Annotated in this window: 15 protein-coding genes and 1 rRNA gene; 6 read left to right on the top strand and 10 right to left on the bottom strand. The window is 69.3% G+C overall.

Going from position 1 to position 15,245, the window contains the following annotated elements; all coding sequences use genetic code 11:
- Positions 1 to 1,185 (bottom strand): sugar diacid recognition domain-containing protein (locus tag AB0I77_RS32220; RefSeq protein ID WP_363286256.1); only part of this gene is annotated, 1,185 nt, incomplete at its 3' end.
- Between the two features lie 239 nt (positions 1,186 to 1,424).
- Here AB0I77_RS32220 and AB0I77_RS32215 point away from each other — a divergent pair.
- The 6 genes from AB0I77_RS32215 to AB0I77_RS32190 all read left to right on the top strand — a co-directional run bounded on the left by AB0I77_RS32215 (position 1,425) and on the right by AB0I77_RS32190 (position 7,805).
- Positions 1,425 to 2,360, top strand: coding sequence for a transporter substrate-binding domain-containing protein (locus AB0I77_RS32215; protein WP_363286255.1), 936 nt, complete (start codon positions 1,425 to 1,427; stop codon positions 2,358 to 2,360).
- A gap of 10 nt (positions 2,361 to 2,370) precedes the next feature.
- Positions 2,371 to 3,144, top strand: coding sequence for an amino acid ABC transporter permease (locus AB0I77_RS32210; protein WP_363286254.1), 774 nt, complete (start codon positions 2,371 to 2,373; stop codon positions 3,142 to 3,144).
- Positions 3,141 to 3,932, top strand: a complete 792-nt coding sequence (locus AB0I77_RS32205; protein WP_363286253.1) for an amino acid ABC transporter ATP-binding protein — start codon at positions 3,141 to 3,143, stop codon at positions 3,930 to 3,932. Before AB0I77_RS32210 ends, AB0I77_RS32205 begins: the two co-directional genes overlap by 4 nt.
- Positions 3,932 to 5,221: an FAD-dependent oxidoreductase gene (locus AB0I77_RS32200; RefSeq protein ID WP_363286252.1), complete on the top strand. Its 1,290-nt coding sequence runs from the start codon at positions 3,932 to 3,934 to the stop codon at positions 5,219 to 5,221. The genes AB0I77_RS32205 and AB0I77_RS32200 overlap by 1 nt, the downstream gene beginning before the upstream one ends.
- A gap of 326 nt (positions 5,222 to 5,547) precedes the next feature.
- Entirely contained in the window at positions 5,548 to 6,321 is a 774-nt protein-coding gene (locus AB0I77_RS32195; protein ID WP_363286251.1) for an ECF subfamily RNA polymerase sigma factor, BldN family, read from the top strand.
- Between the two features lie 233 nt (positions 6,322 to 6,554).
- Positions 6,555 to 7,805, top strand: a complete 1,251-nt coding sequence (locus AB0I77_RS32190; protein WP_363286250.1) for a DUF5667 domain-containing protein — start codon at positions 6,555 to 6,557, stop codon at positions 7,803 to 7,805.
- A 76-nt stretch (positions 7,806 to 7,881) separates the two neighbouring features.
- Here AB0I77_RS32190 and AB0I77_RS32185 read toward each other — a convergent pair whose 3' ends face one another.
- The 9 genes from AB0I77_RS32185 to rrf form a co-directional block, all read right to left on the bottom strand.
- Entirely contained in the window at positions 7,882 to 8,943 is a 1,062-nt protein-coding gene (locus AB0I77_RS32185; protein ID WP_363286249.1) for a lysophospholipid acyltransferase family protein, read from the bottom strand.
- 14 nt (positions 8,944 to 8,957) lie between these two features.
- The gene (locus tag AB0I77_RS32180; RefSeq protein WP_363286248.1) at positions 8,958 to 10,019 is read right to left on the bottom strand and encodes an NAD-dependent epimerase/dehydratase family protein; all 1,062 of its coding nucleotides are present in this window, start codon (positions 10,017 to 10,019) and stop codon (positions 8,958 to 8,960) included.
- Between the two features lie 186 nt (positions 10,020 to 10,205).
- Positions 10,206 to 10,304: an AURKAIP1/COX24 domain-containing protein gene (locus AB0I77_RS32175; protein ID WP_003948845.1), complete on the bottom strand. Its 99-nt coding sequence runs from the start codon at positions 10,302 to 10,304 to the stop codon at positions 10,206 to 10,208.
- A gap of 156 nt (positions 10,305 to 10,460) precedes the next feature.
- Complete coding sequence (locus AB0I77_RS32170) at positions 10,461 to 10,670, bottom strand: helix-turn-helix domain-containing protein (RefSeq protein WP_363286247.1); 210 nt, start codon at positions 10,668 to 10,670, stop codon at positions 10,461 to 10,463.
- Positions 10,671 to 10,799: 129 nt separating this feature from the next.
- Entirely contained in the window at positions 10,800 to 11,615 is an 816-nt protein-coding gene (locus tag AB0I77_RS32165) for a phosphatase (protein ID WP_363286246.1), read from the bottom strand.
- 240 nt (positions 11,616 to 11,855) lie between these two features.
- Positions 11,856 to 13,028, bottom strand: a complete 1,173-nt coding sequence (locus AB0I77_RS32160) for an acetoin utilization protein AcuC (RefSeq protein WP_363286245.1) — start codon at positions 13,026 to 13,028, stop codon at positions 11,856 to 11,858.
- Positions 12,979 to 14,196, bottom strand: a complete 1,218-nt coding sequence (locus tag AB0I77_RS32155; RefSeq protein ID WP_363286244.1) for an MFS transporter — start codon at positions 14,194 to 14,196, stop codon at positions 12,979 to 12,981. The genes AB0I77_RS32160 and AB0I77_RS32155 overlap by 50 nt, the downstream gene beginning before the upstream one ends.
- Before the next feature lie 84 nt (positions 14,197 to 14,280).
- On the bottom strand, positions 14,281 to 14,925 hold the full coding sequence (locus tag AB0I77_RS32150; protein ID WP_363286243.1) for an HAD family hydrolase: 645 nt from the start codon (positions 14,923 to 14,925) through the stop codon (positions 14,281 to 14,283).
- Between the two features lie 73 nt (positions 14,926 to 14,998).
- A 5S ribosomal RNA gene (gene rrf, locus AB0I77_RS32145) occupies positions 14,999 to 15,115 on the bottom strand.
- Positions 15,116 to 15,245 lie beyond the last annotated feature (130 nt).

The following is a 15,245-nucleotide window of genomic DNA, read 5'->3' as shown; positions in this document are numbered from 1 at the left end:
CGCCGGAGCGCCACCGCCCAGTCGGTCCGCCAGGCAGGCGAGGTACAGGGCCATGGTGGTCCGGTGTTCGCGCAACGGGCGGCCGGTGATCTGCTCGATCTTGTTCATCCGGTAGACGACGGTGTTGCGGTGGATGTGCAGGGCCGCGGCCGCCCGTACGAGGTTGAACCCGCTCTCGCACCACGCGGTGATCGTGTCGCGGAGCAACGGCCAGTCCGGCTGGGCGCGCAGCTCGGCGGCGGTGCGGTCGAGCAGGCGGTTGCGGGCGGGCTGGCCCACGGCGGCCAGGACCTGGGGAACCCTCAGGTCGGTGATCAGATGCACGGGTGAGCCGCCCGCCAGCCGGGCGCCCAGGCGCAGCGCGTCGCGGGCGTCCTGGTAGGAGTCCCGCAGCCCACCGACGGACGCGGCCGGTTCGCCGATCCCGGCCCGGGCACCGAGTCCGTCCTGGGCGGCGACCAGGTCCGTGACCCGGCGGCAGTCGGCGGCCAGGGCGGCGACCGTACGCGCGGCCGGGAACCGGTGCAGTACGCCGATCCAGCCGGGAGCCGTCGAGGCGACGATGTCCTGCGGGTCGGCGAAGACCTCGCGGACGGTGCGCAGCAGCTCGGAGCGGACCAGCGCCATGTCCCGGGCCGGGGCGCCGAGATGGCGGGTGGCGCCCTCGGGCACGGTCACCTCGACGGCCACCGCGACACGCCGCAGCCGCAGGTCGAAGCCCAGTTCGGCGGCCCGGAACGTGAGGAACTCCCCCTCCACGACCTGGGGGTCGTAGGTGGCGATGTCGCCGAGCAGCTTCTCGGTCGTCCGCTCGGCGAGCAGCCGGGAGCGCAGCATCACGGACTCCCTGAGCAGGATCTCCGTCTGGCGCTTGACCAGCAGCCCGAAGCGGCGCACCTGGGCGGGCGTCCCGGTGATCCCGACCGTCCCCACCGCCCGCCCGTCACTGATCAGCGGCAGCGTGACGCCGGGGCGCACCCCGCGCAGCCGATGGGCCTGCTCGGCGGTGTGCGTGGCGGCTTCCAGGGTGCGGACGACCTCGACGGACGCCTCGTGGAAGGAGCCGACCCGGCGGCGGTCGCCGCTGCCGATGACCGTGCCCTCCGCGTCGGTGATCAGCACGTTGAAGCCGATGACCGCCGAGGTGTCGGAGGCGATCTCCTGCGCGAGTGACGGGCTCAGCACGGGCGTACCTCCCGTCGGGCGGGCCTGGGTTGGACGCACCGTACAGGGGATCGAACGATTTCGGCCATAACTTCATACGAAGTGGACGGTGACGCACGGCTGGCCGGTCCATAGCGTATGGCCCCATCACCTCCCCGCCGGGGGCACAGCGCGGTGAAACGGCGGGCTCCACCTGCAAGCCTCCTGCATCCGCATCCCTTGCATGCGTTCAGCGCCCGCCAATACGGAAGGCCCAGCCGATGACCCGTGTGCGCTCACTCGCGTCCGCTTTGTCCGCGATCCTCTTGCTTTCCTCCGTCGCCGCCTGCGGCTCCGACAGCGACGACGCCGCCCCGAAGGACGTCTCCGCGAAGACCGCCGCGCTCGGCACGCTGACGCCCGGCGTCATCAAGGTGGCCGTCCAGCCGTACGCGCCCTACACCAGCGTCAAGGACGACAAGATCGTCGGACTCGACGGCGACATCCTCGCCCAGGTGGCCAAGAAGCTGGGCCTGAAGATAGAGCCCCAGGTGACGGACTTCGCCGGCATGCTCGCCGGGGTGCAGTCCCGCCGGGTGGACATCACCATCGGCGGTGTCGCCTGGTCCGCCGACCGGCAGAAACAGGGCCTGTTCACCGATCCGCCCTACTACTCGCCCCCGGCGATGGCCGTCCGCAACGGCAAGACGTACAAGACGGTCGACGACCTGAAGGGCCTCCAGCTGGGGACGGTCGAGGGCTATGTCTGGGTCAAGTCGATCCAGGCCGTACCGGACGCCGAACTGCACGCCTACCCCGACGCCAACGGCGTGTTCGACGACCTCGGCGCGGGCCGCGTCGACGTCGGATTCCTCGACCCGCTGATCATCATCGCCGCGCAGAAGGAACGCCCGGAGCTGAAGATCAGCACCCAGTACCTCACCCCGCCCAGCGCCGCCGAGGTAAAGGCGGAGCCCGCCTACGCGTACTTCCAGCCGTACCAGACCGGCTTCTACCTCCCCAAGAAGGCCACCAAGCTGGAGAAGGCGATCTCCGCGCAGATCGACGCCATGTACGCGAGCGGCGAGATGAACAAGCTCGTCGAGAAGTACGGCGGCGACCCCGAGCAGTTCCTCAAGCCCTCCGCCGGCATGGCCGCCGCCCGCCAGGGCGTGGACCGGCCGCAGGACTGGACGCCGCCGTCCATCGGCCAGTGAGGGGATGACGATGTCCGGTCTCTTCCAAGTTCCCTGGTCCGAATACCGGCCCGACCTGCTCGACGCGCTCTGGCGCACCGTGTCCTACACCGTCGTCAGCTTCGTCGGCGCGGTCCTCCTCGGCCTGGCCATGGCCCTGCTCAGACTGAGCAAGGCGTGGCCCGCCCGGGCCGTCGCCGCCGTCTACACCGAGGTGTTCAAGAACATCCCGCTGCTGGCCATCATCTTCCTGACCTACTTCGGCCTGGCCTCCGCCGGCATCCGGCTGGACGTGTTCACGGCCGGCTGCCTCAGCCTGGTCGTCTTCTACGCCGCCTATCTCTCCGAGATCTTCCGTTCCGCGATCAGCGGGGTGCACGACGGGCAGACGGAGGCGGGCGAGGCGCTGGGGCTGGGCCGGACCGGCATCTTCGCCCACGTCGTCCTGCCGCAGGCCGTACGGCTGGCACTGCCCGGCACCAACACCATGCTGGTCGACCTGCTGAAGTCGACCTCGCTCCTGGTCACCATCTCCGCCGCCGAGCTGATGTCCGAGGGGCGGCTGATCACCTCGGCCACCTTCCGGGCGCTGGAGGTGTACCTGGTGATCTCGGCCATCTACTTCGCCCTGTGCTACCCGCTCTCCCAGCTCCTGCTGCTGCTGGAGCGCAAGGTACGAGCGGGTGTCCCGATCTCCCCGTGGCGCCGCCGGCGCGTACGGGCCGCCCGCGCACTGCTCGCCGCCGATCTCGAACCGGTCGCGGCCCAGAAGGCCCAGAAGGTCCACAAGGAGGCAGCGCTGTGACCGAGCCCGTCACCACAGCACCCACGGCCGCGTCCCCGGGGACCGAGGCGGTCATCCGCATCGAGGGGCTGTGCAAGTCCTTCGACGGCCGGCTCGTGCTCGACCACGTGAACCTGGAGGTCGACCGGGGCCGCATCGTGAGCGTCATCGGACAGAGCGGCGGCGGCAAGTCCACCCTGATGCGCTGCGTCAACCTGCTGGAACGACCGGACCAGGGCACAGTCGAGGTGGGCGGCGAGGTCGTGCACAGCGGCGGCCGCATGGTCTGCCGCGACCTGCCCGGGCTGCGCCGCACCGTCGGCATGGTCTTCCAGCGGTTCCACCTCTTCCCGCACCTCACAGCCGTGGAGAACGTCATCCTGGCGCAACGCAAGGCGGGCGTGCCCGAGCAGGTGGCACTGGAACGGGCCGTCGCCCTGCTGCGCCGGGTCAACGTGGCCCACCGCGGCCTCGCCCGCACCGAGCAGCTCTCCGGCGGCGAGCAGCAGCGCGTCGCCATCGCCCGCGCCCTCGCGCTCAAACCCGAGGTGCTCCTCTTCGACGAGCCGACGTCCTCCCTGGACCCCGAGGCCACCCGGGAAGTGCTGAGCGTGATGCGGGAACTCGCCGCGGACGGAATGACGATGCTGCTGGTCACCCACGAACTGCCGTTCGCCCGTGAGGTCTCCGACCACGTCGTCTTCGTCGACGGCGGCCGGATCGTGGAGGAGGGCAGTCCGCAGGACGTCCTGGACAACCCGGCCCAGGCCCGAACGCGGGAGTTCCTCGCCTCGTACGGAACCACGTGATGACGGCCGGCCGCGCGGGCCTGGTCGGGGACGCTCCCGTCGTGGTCGTCGGCGGTGGTGTCGTAGGGCTGTGCACGGCGTACTACCTGGCCCGGGCAGGCGTGCAGGTCGAGGTCGTCGAGCGGCGCGCCCTGGGCTCCGGAGCCTCCCGGGGCAACGCGGGCTGGGTGTGCCTCAGCCATTCGACACCCGTCCCTGCCCCTGGCGTGCTGCGCTACGCCCTGCGCTCGCTGGGCCGCCCGGACTCGCCCCTCTACCTGCGCCCGCTGCCCGATCCGGCGTTCGTACGCTGGCTGTGGCGGTTCTGGCGCAGCAGCACACCCGCGGCCTTCCGGCGCGGTTACACGGCGATCGCCGAGCTGAACCGCGACACCTTCGACCTCTTCGACGCCCTGCGCGAGGCCGGGGTCACCACGACACTGACCCGGCCCGGCATGGTGCACGCCTTCCTGTCCCCGGCCGAGGCCCGCCACCACCTCGCCGTCCAGCGGGAGATGGCGGACGGCCGCTACCCGCTGCCCGACGACGTCACCACGGGCGACGCGGCCCGGCTGCTGGACGACGCGCTGTCGCCCGCGGTGCGTGCGGCGTATCTCGTCGAGGGAGAGGGCGTGGTCGATCCGGAGGCGTTCTCCCGCGGGCTCGGCGAAGCACTCGCCGCGGCGGGGGTGAAGGTCCACGAGAACGCGGAGGTCATCGGGTTCCGCCGGTCCGCGGGAGGGAGCGTCACCGGGCTGCGCACCACCCAGGGCGAGATGCGGTGCGCGGCCGTGGTCGTCGCGGCCGGCATGCGGTCCTCGCGGCTGCTGGGTGAGCTGGGCCATCCGCTGCCGCTCCAGGCGGGCAAGGGCTACAGCTTCTCGGTGGACCTGGACCCGGCGCCGCGGCACACGCTGTACTTCGGCGAGCGCAGGGCGGTGGCCTCACCGATCGGCGGCACCACGCGGATCGGCGGGACGATGGAGCTCAGCGGCAACAACAACCGGCTCGACTGGCGCCGCATCGTCGCCGTCGCCCTCGCCAGCCGGCACTACCTGGGCCCCTGGTTCGACGACCCGGACGACCTGTTCGGCCTTATCCGCGACCCCTGGGTCGGGGGCCGCCCGTTCCTCCCCGACGGACTCCCCGTGATCGACCGCGTCCCCGGCCACGACAACGCCTACGCGGCCACCGGCCACGGCATGCTAGGCGTCACCCTGGGCCCGGCCACCGGCCACCACCTCGCCGAGTACCTCGTCACCGGCCGTCGCCCCGATGCCCTCGCTCCGTTCGGTTTCGACCGCCACTGAACTCCGGTGGCGGGGCCGAACACACCAATCCGCCGGGCATACCCGCGCAACCCCCTGTTCAGTCACGTTGGCTGCACACGGCCACAACACGCCCCGGAGCCAGACGGAAAGTGACGGAATCCAATCAACAACCGGTCACTGTGCGGCACTTGATCGGCTCCCAATCGGTTACAGAAGCGACGTAATCGATGATTTGAGCAACCCGGTGTAGCAGCGCCTGTACGAAGCGTTATTCTCCTCAGACGCAAACCGGTCCCCCCTCCGTCGCTACGACGGGTGAAAGGTCCGGCACTGCACGTGATGGAAGCTCTGCCTCTGGGAGTCCCGTGTACCCACACGTCGGGGTTGACGCCTCGGGCCTGGCTACGCTGCGCGCAACGGTCCAAGACCTGTTGCGCGGCTTCGTCCCCACCGCGTACGCCGTCCCCGCCCTTGCCGTAACCACCGCACCCGTCGGCCCGTGCTATGCACTCGCCGACGGCAGCGCCGCCGTCGGCAGACGGGGGCGCTCGACCGGCGCCCCCACCGCCCGCCGTCCCGCCGCGGACAGCGACAGCGCCCGCATGATGGACCTGGTGGAACGCGCCCAGGCCGGCGAGTCCGACGCCTTCGGCCGCCTCTACGACCAGTACAGCGACACCGTGTACCGGTACATCTACTACCGGGTGGGAGGAAAGGCGACCGCGGAGGACCTCACCAGTGAGACCTTCCTGCGCGCCCTGCGCAGAATCGGCACCTTCACCTGGCAGGGCCGCGACTTCGGCGCCTGGCTCGTCACCATCGCCCGCAACCTCGTCGCGGACCACTTCAAGTCGAGCCGCTTCCGGCTGGAGGTCACCACCGGCGAGATGCTCGACGCCAACGAGGTCGAGCGCTCACCCGAGGACTCCGTCCTGGAGTCCCTCTCGAACGCCGCGCTACTCGACGCCGTACGACGGCTCAACCCCCAGCAGCAGGAGTGCGTGACGCTCCGCTTCCTCCAGGGCCTCTCGGTCGCCGAGACCGCCCGTGTCATGGGCAAGAACGAGGGCGCCATCAAGACCCTCCAGTACCGGGCCGTCCGCACGCTCGCCCGCCTCCTCCCGGACGACGCGCGCTGACAGCGCACGCTCGGTCATCATCAACTCGCTTTCGGTGAAAGTCCGTTGCCTTCCCCATCCGATCATTCGTCGTCCGTAACCCAAGTGCCGCGCCACTCGTTGTGCGGGATGCAGGCTCCCTGTGGTCACTCCCTGGCCGACTTCGATCACTCGATCGTGTGCTTGTGGTCAGGGCGTGCAACCCTCAGGACCCCCTGGGGAGTCGACCGTCTTGACGAGAGGAGGTGCCGCCAGTGATCGCGAACGTATCGGCGCACCGGCGGGCCAACGCCTTCGCCCAGGCCCTGGAGGAGCAGTCCGACCGGGGCACGGCGGCCGAGCAGTCCGAAGGACCGGCCCCGGCCCCGACTGCTGCGGAACAGACCGAGCAGGGCCGCCTGTCGGCCCTGGCGTCGAACCTCGCCGAGCTGCCCAAACCGATGCTGGACCCCGAGGTCAAGGTCGTCCAGCGGGCGCAGCTCGTGGCCGCCATGGAGGCCATGCTGCTGGAGGGCACGGTTCCCGGAGGCAAGGCCGCGGACCCTTCCGTGCCCGAGCAGCGATCCCCCCGGGCCCGGGGAGCTCACCGGGCGAGCCCGCTGGGCCGGCTCCGGCCCCGTTCCCGGCTGACCAAGGGCCTCGCCGCCGGCGGGCTCAGCGTCGGCGTTGCCGCGGGAGCCTTCGGCGGAGTCGCCGCTGCCAGCTCGGACGCCCTGCCCGGTGACTCGCTGTACGGGCTCAAGCGAGGCATCGAGGACTTCAAGCTCACCTACCTGTCCGACGGCGACGACGAGCGCGGCGTGGCCTACCTCGACCAGGCCTCCACCCGCCTGAGCGAGGCCCGCCGGCTGATGGAACGCGACCGCGGCGGCCCCCTCGACCACGAGTCCCTCGGCGAGATCCGCCGCGCCCTGTCCGGCATGCGGTACGACGCCTCCGAGGGCCACCGCCTGCTGACCGCGGCGTACGCCCGCGACCCCGACTCCCTGGGCCCCATCCAGGCCCTCTCCACCTTCTCGCTCTCGCACCGCGACACCTGGGGCGCCCTGCGCGACAGGCTGCCCGTCCAGCTCGGTGACGTCAGCGACCAGGTGTCGTCGGTCTTCGACGCCATAGACGAAGAGGTCGCCCCGCTACAGTCCCTCCTCCCGCAACCCCCGGCCCAGGACAGCGGCAGCGGTCAACGTCAGGGCTCCGGACCGGCGTCCTCCGACACCTCGTCCGGCTCCGACCGGCCGGCCGAGCCCAGCACGGGCCACGGCAGCTCGTCCGACAGCAGCGGCACCGGCAGTCAGAGCCCCAGCAGGTCGGCCGGCTCCGGCAGCGAGGGCGAGGGCCTGCTCGGCGGCAACACCGGCGGCCTGCTCGACCCACCGCAGGACACCGGAACCGCCTCCCCGTCCACCAGCAAGCCCCCGACCCCCGACCCGGACGTCACCCTCCCCCCGCTGCTCCCCGGCCTGCTGCCCGGCCTGGGCATCGACGGCGAGGACACGGGCCAGTAGCCTCCGTACGACGATGGGGGCGCCCTTCTCAGGAGGGGCGCCCCCGTTGTCGTACACGAGCGAAGAGGCCCAGGGCTCAGAAGAAGACCGACCGGCGCTGCACGAGCAGCTTGTAGAGGGTGTGCTGGATCTGTTCCCTGACCTGGTCGGTCAGGTTGAACATCAGCATCGGGTCCTCGGCCGCCTCCGGCGGATAGCCGTCCGTCGGGATCGGCTCGCCGAACTGGATCGTCCACTTGGTCGGGAGCGGAATCGCGCCCAGCGGGCCCAGCCACGGGAAGGTCGGCGTCAGCGGGAAGTACGGGAAGCCGAGCAGCCGGGCCACGGTCTTGGCGTTGCCGATCATCGGGTAGATCTCCTCGGCCCCGACGATCGAGCACGGGATGATCGGGGTGCCGTGGCGCAGCGCCGTGGAGACGAAGCCGCCCCGGCCGAAGCGCTGAAGCTTGTAACGCTCGCTGAAGGGCTTGCCGACGCCCTTGAAGCCCTCCGGCATCACTCCGACGAGCTCGCCCTGGCCGAGGAGGCGTTCCGCGTCCTCCGTGCAGGCCAGGGTGTTGCCCAGCTTGCGGGCCAGTTCGTTGACCACCGGCAGCATGAAGACCAGGTCCGCCGCGAGGAGCCGCAGATGGCGGCCCGCCGGGTGGTTGTCGTGCACGGCGACCTGCATCATCAGGCCGTCCATCGGGAGCGTCCCGGAGTGGTTGGCGACGATCAGGGCGCCGCCCTCGGACGGGATGTTCTCGATGCCCTTCACCTCGACCCGGAAGTACTTCTCGTACAGCGGGCGCAGCAAGGACATCAGGACCTGGTCGGTCAACTCCTCGTCGAAGCCGAAGTCGTCGACCTCGTAGTCCCCGGTGAGGCGGCGGCGCAGGAAGGCGAGGCCGCCGGCGATACGCCGCTCCAGGCCACCGTGCCCGTCCTCGTCCTGCGGCTTCTCGGGCGGCTGTTGCTCACGGGTCACAGGAACATCATCCTGCGCGGGCGCCCTGCTGGGCAGGGGCTGTACCTCACGTACCAGCGCGGATTCCGTGCCCTTGCGTCGGCTTCCCGCGCTCCGGCGCCGCGGCGGCCGCTGTACGGCGCTCCCGCGGGACCGGTCGTCGTCGAACGGAATGACCTTGGCGTCCGCCATCGTTGATGCGCTCCTCAGTTGGCGCTCGGCGTCGGGGGGTGACCGCTGCCCGCGAGGGGCAGCGCGGCGATCCGGTCGACGGCCCCCGCCAGGGCCTGTGGCGGCAGCAGTCCGGGTCCGCGGCTGCGCGCGAAGTCCGCGAACGTCTGAGCCGTCGTGTACTTCGGCTGGAACCCGAGCGTCTCACGCATCTGGCTCGTCGACACGACCCGGCCGTGGGTGAGCAGCCGGATCTGCTCGGGCGAGAAATCCGTCATGCCCAGCGTACGCACCAGGGAGCCCGCCCAGGTGACGGCAGGCAGCAGCAGGGGCACGGTGGGTCGTCCGAGCCGCCGGGAGCACTGCGAAAGCAACAGCACGCCGTCGCCGGCGATGTTGAAGGTGCCGCTGTTGAGCGTGCCGCGCTCGGGCTCGTGCGAGGCGATCCGCAGCACCTCGATCACGTCGTCCTCGTGCACGAACTGCAGCCGCGGGTCGTAGCCGAACACGGTCGGCAGCACCGGCAGCGAGAAGTACGAGACCAGCGGCGTGTCCGCGGTCGGGCCGAGGATGTTGGCGAACCGCAGCACGCACACGGCCACGTCCGGCCGCCGCCGCGCGAACCCGCGCACATACCCCTCGACCTCCACCGTGTCCTTGGCGAACCCGCCGCTGGGCAGCGACTTGGGCGGGGTGGTCTCGGTGAACACGGCCGGGTCGCGAGGCGCGGACCCGTACACGTTGGTACTGGACTTCACGACGAGCCGCTTGACCGTCGGCGACTTCTGACAGGCCCCCAACAGCTGCATGGTGCCGATGACGTTGGTCTCCTTGACCGAGGTCCGGCTGCCGCTGCCGAGCGCGGTCGCGGTCACGTCCATGTGGACGACCGTGTCGGCGGCCGTCTCCGCGAGCACCCGCGCGATGCCGGCCTGCCGGATGTCGGCCTGGATGAAGTCGGCACCGCCCAGATGGTGCTCGGGCGGCACCGCGTCCACGGCGACGACCCGGTCCACCTGCGGGTCACGCTGGATCCGTCGGACGAAACGGCCCCCCAGTTGACGGGCCACTCCGGTCACGAGCACGACCTTGCCCAAGATCAGCGCCTTCCTTCCAGCCCTCGTACTCCGCCGCGTTCCCCGTGTTCGGCCAACTTAGCGGGTTGTTGTTGCGCTGTGATGACTGCCCAATGCATGAGGTGACGACATCCGGCCCACAACACGCGTGTGGCCCCCCACCGGCTCGGGTGGGGGGCCACAAACACGCTACCTGCGCGGCGCCGCTTACTTCTTGTTGCGACGCTGAACGCGCGTGCGCTTGAGCAGCTTGCGGTGCTTCTTCTTGGCCATCCGCTTGCGCCGCTTCTTGATAACAGAGCCCACGACTACCCTCGCTCACTTCTCATCACTCGGTGTTTGGGCGCCATGGGCCCATACGACCTACAAGGGGCCAGCCTACCCGTCCGAGCGCTGAGGTCGTAATCGAGGAGGTCGGGAGAGATCCCGAAGTGCCCTGAGGATCTCCCCCGACCACAGCCATCAGGCGGTTTCCACCCCCACATAGCTCTCGCGGAGGTACTCGTGAACCGCATTCTCCGGGACGCGGAAGGACCGCCCCACCCGGATCGCGGGCAGATGACCACTGTGCACCAAGCGGTACACGGTCATCTTGGACACTCGCATCACCGCGGCGACTTCCGCCACGGTCAGGAACACAACCTCGCTCAGAGGCCTCTGCTCAGCAGCCATGACACACCTGAACCTTCCGCACTCGACGGCCACCGGCTTCCCCTTCCGGTGACTCTTCGTCGTTGCGTGCTCACTCCCCAATGTAGGGGCGGATGATGCAAGTGGGGAAGAGGTGCACCCATCGGCGGCCTACTGTGACAGACACGCTCGATTGAGTACGTAGCGGGTAAGCGGCCGGTAGTAATCAGACCGCACAGCGTCATCAAGTGGAACGACGACGGACACGGCCCCCTCCGCCTCCCCCACAAAGAGCGCGGGGTCATCCGTATCCGCCAGCCCAATGGCCTCAAACCCCAGCTGACCTGCTCCGCAGACCCACCCGTGGTCCCCGACAACCAGCTCGGGCAAGGGCCCGCCGGCCTCGGCCGCAGCGGCCAGAACGGTACGAACCGGGAGCGGCGAGTGCGTGTGTGTGCCCGTCGCACAACCAGGGCGAGCCGGGCCCGGTTCCCGCACCAGCGCGACTCCTCGTACGTAGTCAAGGTTGTACGTGCGTAGACCGAACCGGGTCGTTATGTCGACAGAGTGACCCTGCGCGGGGGTGAGGACGGTACACCCCGCCGCCGACAGCGCGTCCGCCAAGGCGGCGTAGAAGCCGAGCAGCCGATGGGGGTGCCCGGTGCCGAGGAGGACGGCCGCACCGCGTTGGGCCGCGGTTCCGATCCGCTCCGCGAAGGCATCCAAAGCGACCAAAGTACGCTCCGGATCAATCACATCACGACCTTCGGTACATCGAGGATCGGCAGAAACCCCACATTTTTCCGCCATCAACCCGACCAGATCCCGCTGCCGCCACGCCCCCACAGGATCGATCCCGATCAACACCCGAGGATCACGCGCCGCGAACAGCCGATAACTCCGCAGACTCTCCTCCCGAGCCGTAGCCACAACCCCAGCAAGCCGCGCAGCAAGGAGATGGGCGCGCAGGGCACCGGTACTCAACACGGGAGCGATGGTGGCGGACAGGAGCCGGGCACGCGATACGAACAGGGAAACACCGCACAGTTGGCGTAACGCCGGTCCAGGCATCTCAGCCCGTCCGGCGTTTGAGGACGAGGCCGTTCAGGCCGATCGGGGGTCCAGGGGGCGGAGCCCCCTGGCGGGGCCGAAGGGGCAGAGCCCCTGGGGATGGGACGGGTAGGGGCGGCGGGGGCGAAAAAACTCCCCCCAGCCCACCACCCCCCGCTAAGCCAAAAGCCCCCGCAACGGAAACACCGCCCGCCGAGCCGCCAACACCGCCTGATCCAACCGATCCGCAGGGTCGTACCCCGCCTCCCACCCCGCCCACCCCACAGGCCACCGCCCATCAGTCATCCGCGCAGGCCCCAACTGCCGCGTCCGCGCGAACACCTCCTGCCGCCACCCCTCCGGAATCACACTCTCCGGCGCGATCTCCCGCCCCGCAGCGATCCCCACCAGATGCGTCCACGACCGCGGCACCACATCCACCACCGCGTACCCGCCCCCGCCCAACGCCACCCACCGCCCCTCGGCGTACTCGTGCGCCAGGTCATGACAGGCAACCTGCACAGCCCGCTGCGCATCGAGCGACACAGCCAAATGAGCCAACGGATCCTCGAAATGCGTATCCGCCCCATGCTGAGTCACCAGCACCTGCGGCCGAAAATCGGCGATCAGCTCCGGCACGACCGCGTGAAACGCCCGCAGCCACCCCGCATCCCCGGTCCCCGCCGGCAACGCGACATTCACCGCCGCCCCCTCCGCACTCTCGGCCCCCGTCTCCTCGGGCCACCCGGTCTGCGGAAACAACGTACGAGGATGCTCGTGCAGCGAGATCGTCAAAACCCGCGGATCCTCCCAGAACGCCGCCTGCACACCGTCCCCGTGATGCACATCGACATCCACATAAGCGACCCGCTCGGCCCCCAGCTCCAACAACCGAGCGATAGCCAGCGACGCATCGTTGTAAATACAGAACCCCGACGCACCACCCGGCATCGCATGATGCAACCCACCCGCGAAGTTCACCGCATGCAACGCCTCCCCCCGCCACACGGCCTCCGCCGCCCCCACCGACTGGCCCGCGATCAGCGCGGACACCTCATGCATCCCGGCGAACGCCGGATCATCCACCGTCCCCAGTCCATACGCCGCATCCGCCACCCATGGATCCGCGGAAGCCGCCTTCACGGCCTCGACGTAGTCCTCCCGGTGGACCAGCCGCAACGTCGACTCCCCGGCCGGCTTGGCGGCCACGACCTCCACCTCACGATCAAGCCCGAAGGCCTGAACAAGCCTCCAGGTCAGGGCGAGCCGGACCGGATCCATCGGATGGTCCGGCCCGAAGTCATACCCCGTTACTGCCTCGTCCCACATCAGCTGTGCGCGGCCGCTCATGCCCGCCACCGTATCGGTCCGGTTGAGCGGCGAACGACCGGGCGTACACGAGCGTCACCAGCACCAACACCATCGGCACGAGCATGGCCCCGCGATAGGTCCACACGTCCCCCAACGCCCCCACCAACGGCGAACCGATCAAAAACCCCACATAGTTGAAGACATTGAGCCGCGCCACGGCCGCATCCGAAGCCCCGGGGAACAACCGCCCGGCCGCCGCGAACGTCTGCGGCACCAGCACACACAACCCCAGCCCCAACAAGGTGAACCCCAGCATCCCCACCCACGCCCCCGGCGCCACGGCCACCACCGCGAACCCGACCGCGGCCACCACCGCCCCACACCGGACGACCGCCACGGCCCCGAACCGCCGCACCCCGAAGTCCCCGATGGCCCGCCCCAGCAGCGTGGTCACCATGTACACGTTGTACGGCACCGTCGCCAGCTGCTCACTGCTCCCCAGCACATCCTGCAGATACTTCGCACTCCAGTTGGAAACGGTTGAATCCCCGATATACGCGAAGCACATCACCAGACACAGCGGCAACAACAACTTGAAGACGACCGGCCCACCCTCGGCGCCCCCCTCCCCCTTCACTACGTCGACGCCCCGGTCGTCGACGTACCACCGACTCCCCACCAGAGCGACCGGCAACAAAACCGCCACCACCGGCAGATACGACACCCACAACGCCAGATGCCAGTGCGCCCCCACCCACGCGAGCGAGGCCCCCAATATCCCGCCCAAGCTGTACACGGCGTGGAAGCTGAGCATGATGCTGCGCCCGTAGGACCGCTGCAAACTCACCCCGAGCATGTTCATCGAGGCGTCCAGCGCACCAACGGCCAGCCCGAAGGCGGCGAGCGAGAGCGCCAGTTCGAGCATCCGCTCCCCGAGCCCCACCCCGAGCAGCGCCAGGAGCACGACGGGCTGGGACCAGCGCAACACCCGACTGGGCGGTATCCGCTTCACCAACTGCTCGGTCGTGACACTCCCGACTCCGGCGAGGACGGGCACCGCGGCCAGGAAGGCGGGCAGCAGCGCGTCGGAGACGCCGTACCGGTCCTGGATGGCCGGAATACGCGTCACCAGCAGAGCAAAGGCGACGCCCTGCGCGAAGAAGCTGAACGCCAGCGAGGCCCTACCCCGCCGCAGCACATCAGTCATGGCGGCGAGCGTATGGCCCCCGTCGTACTCGTGGGTAGGTCCAGCCGAAAATGAATTTTCCTCAGCTTCCCACTCGCTCGGATGTCAGACCAGCAGGTCGACCAATTCCCCCATGTCAGCGAAGAGTTGAGTGGCGCCCACCAGCCTGTCGACGGGCGTCATGGCCACGAACCCATAGACATCCATCCCGGCCGCGACAGCCGCCCGCACTCCCAGCGGACTGTCCTCGACCACGACACACCGCGCCGGCGCGACCCCCATCCGCTCAGCGGCGTACAGGAACAGATCGGGCGCCGGCTTCCCCCGCCCCACATCCTGCGAACTGAAGATCCGCCCCTCGTCGAACCACCGATCCAGCCCGGTCTTCCGATGCCCGACCCGAATCCGCTCATGGCTCCCGGACGACGCGACACAGTACGGCACCCCGTCCGCAGCAAGCTTCTCCAGCACACCGACGGCCCCGACCACCGGCTCCAACTCCCGCTCGAACGCGGCGAACACCCGCGCATGGAAGACGTCGTCGAAGTCCTGCGGCAACCGCCGCCCGGTCCGCTCCTCCACGAGATCGTGTACGCGGTGCATGGCGGCGCCCATGTAGTCACGAAGGGAGTCCTCGTACGAGGTCGGATGCCCGAGCTCGGTGAGATAGCCGGCCAGGAGCTTGTTGGAGATGGGCTCACTGTCGACGAGAACACCGTCGTTGTCGAAGATGACGAGGTCATAGCGCATGCCTACGAGCCTAAACGCCCCCTGAAATGCAGAAAACCCCGTACCGGCCCGGTACGGGGTTTTCTCAAGAATTGTTCGGCGGCGTCCTACTCTCCCACAGGGTCCCCCCTGCAGTACCATCGGCGCTGTAAGGCTTAGCTTCCGGGTTCGAAATGTAACCGGGCGTTTCCCTCACGCTATAACCACCGAAACACTATGAAACAAACAACCGGAAACAGTCGTTGCCTCAGAACTAACACAGTGGACGCGAGCAACTGAGGACAAGCCCTCGGCCTATTAGTACCGGTCACCTCCACCCCTTACAGGGCTTCCAGATCCGG

This window comes from Streptomyces sp. NPDC050619 (assembly GCF_040654815.1).
GTDB lineage: Bacteria > Actinomycetota > Actinomycetes > Streptomycetales > Streptomycetaceae > Streptomyces.
This window is presented reverse-complemented; position numbering and strand designations above follow the sequence as displayed.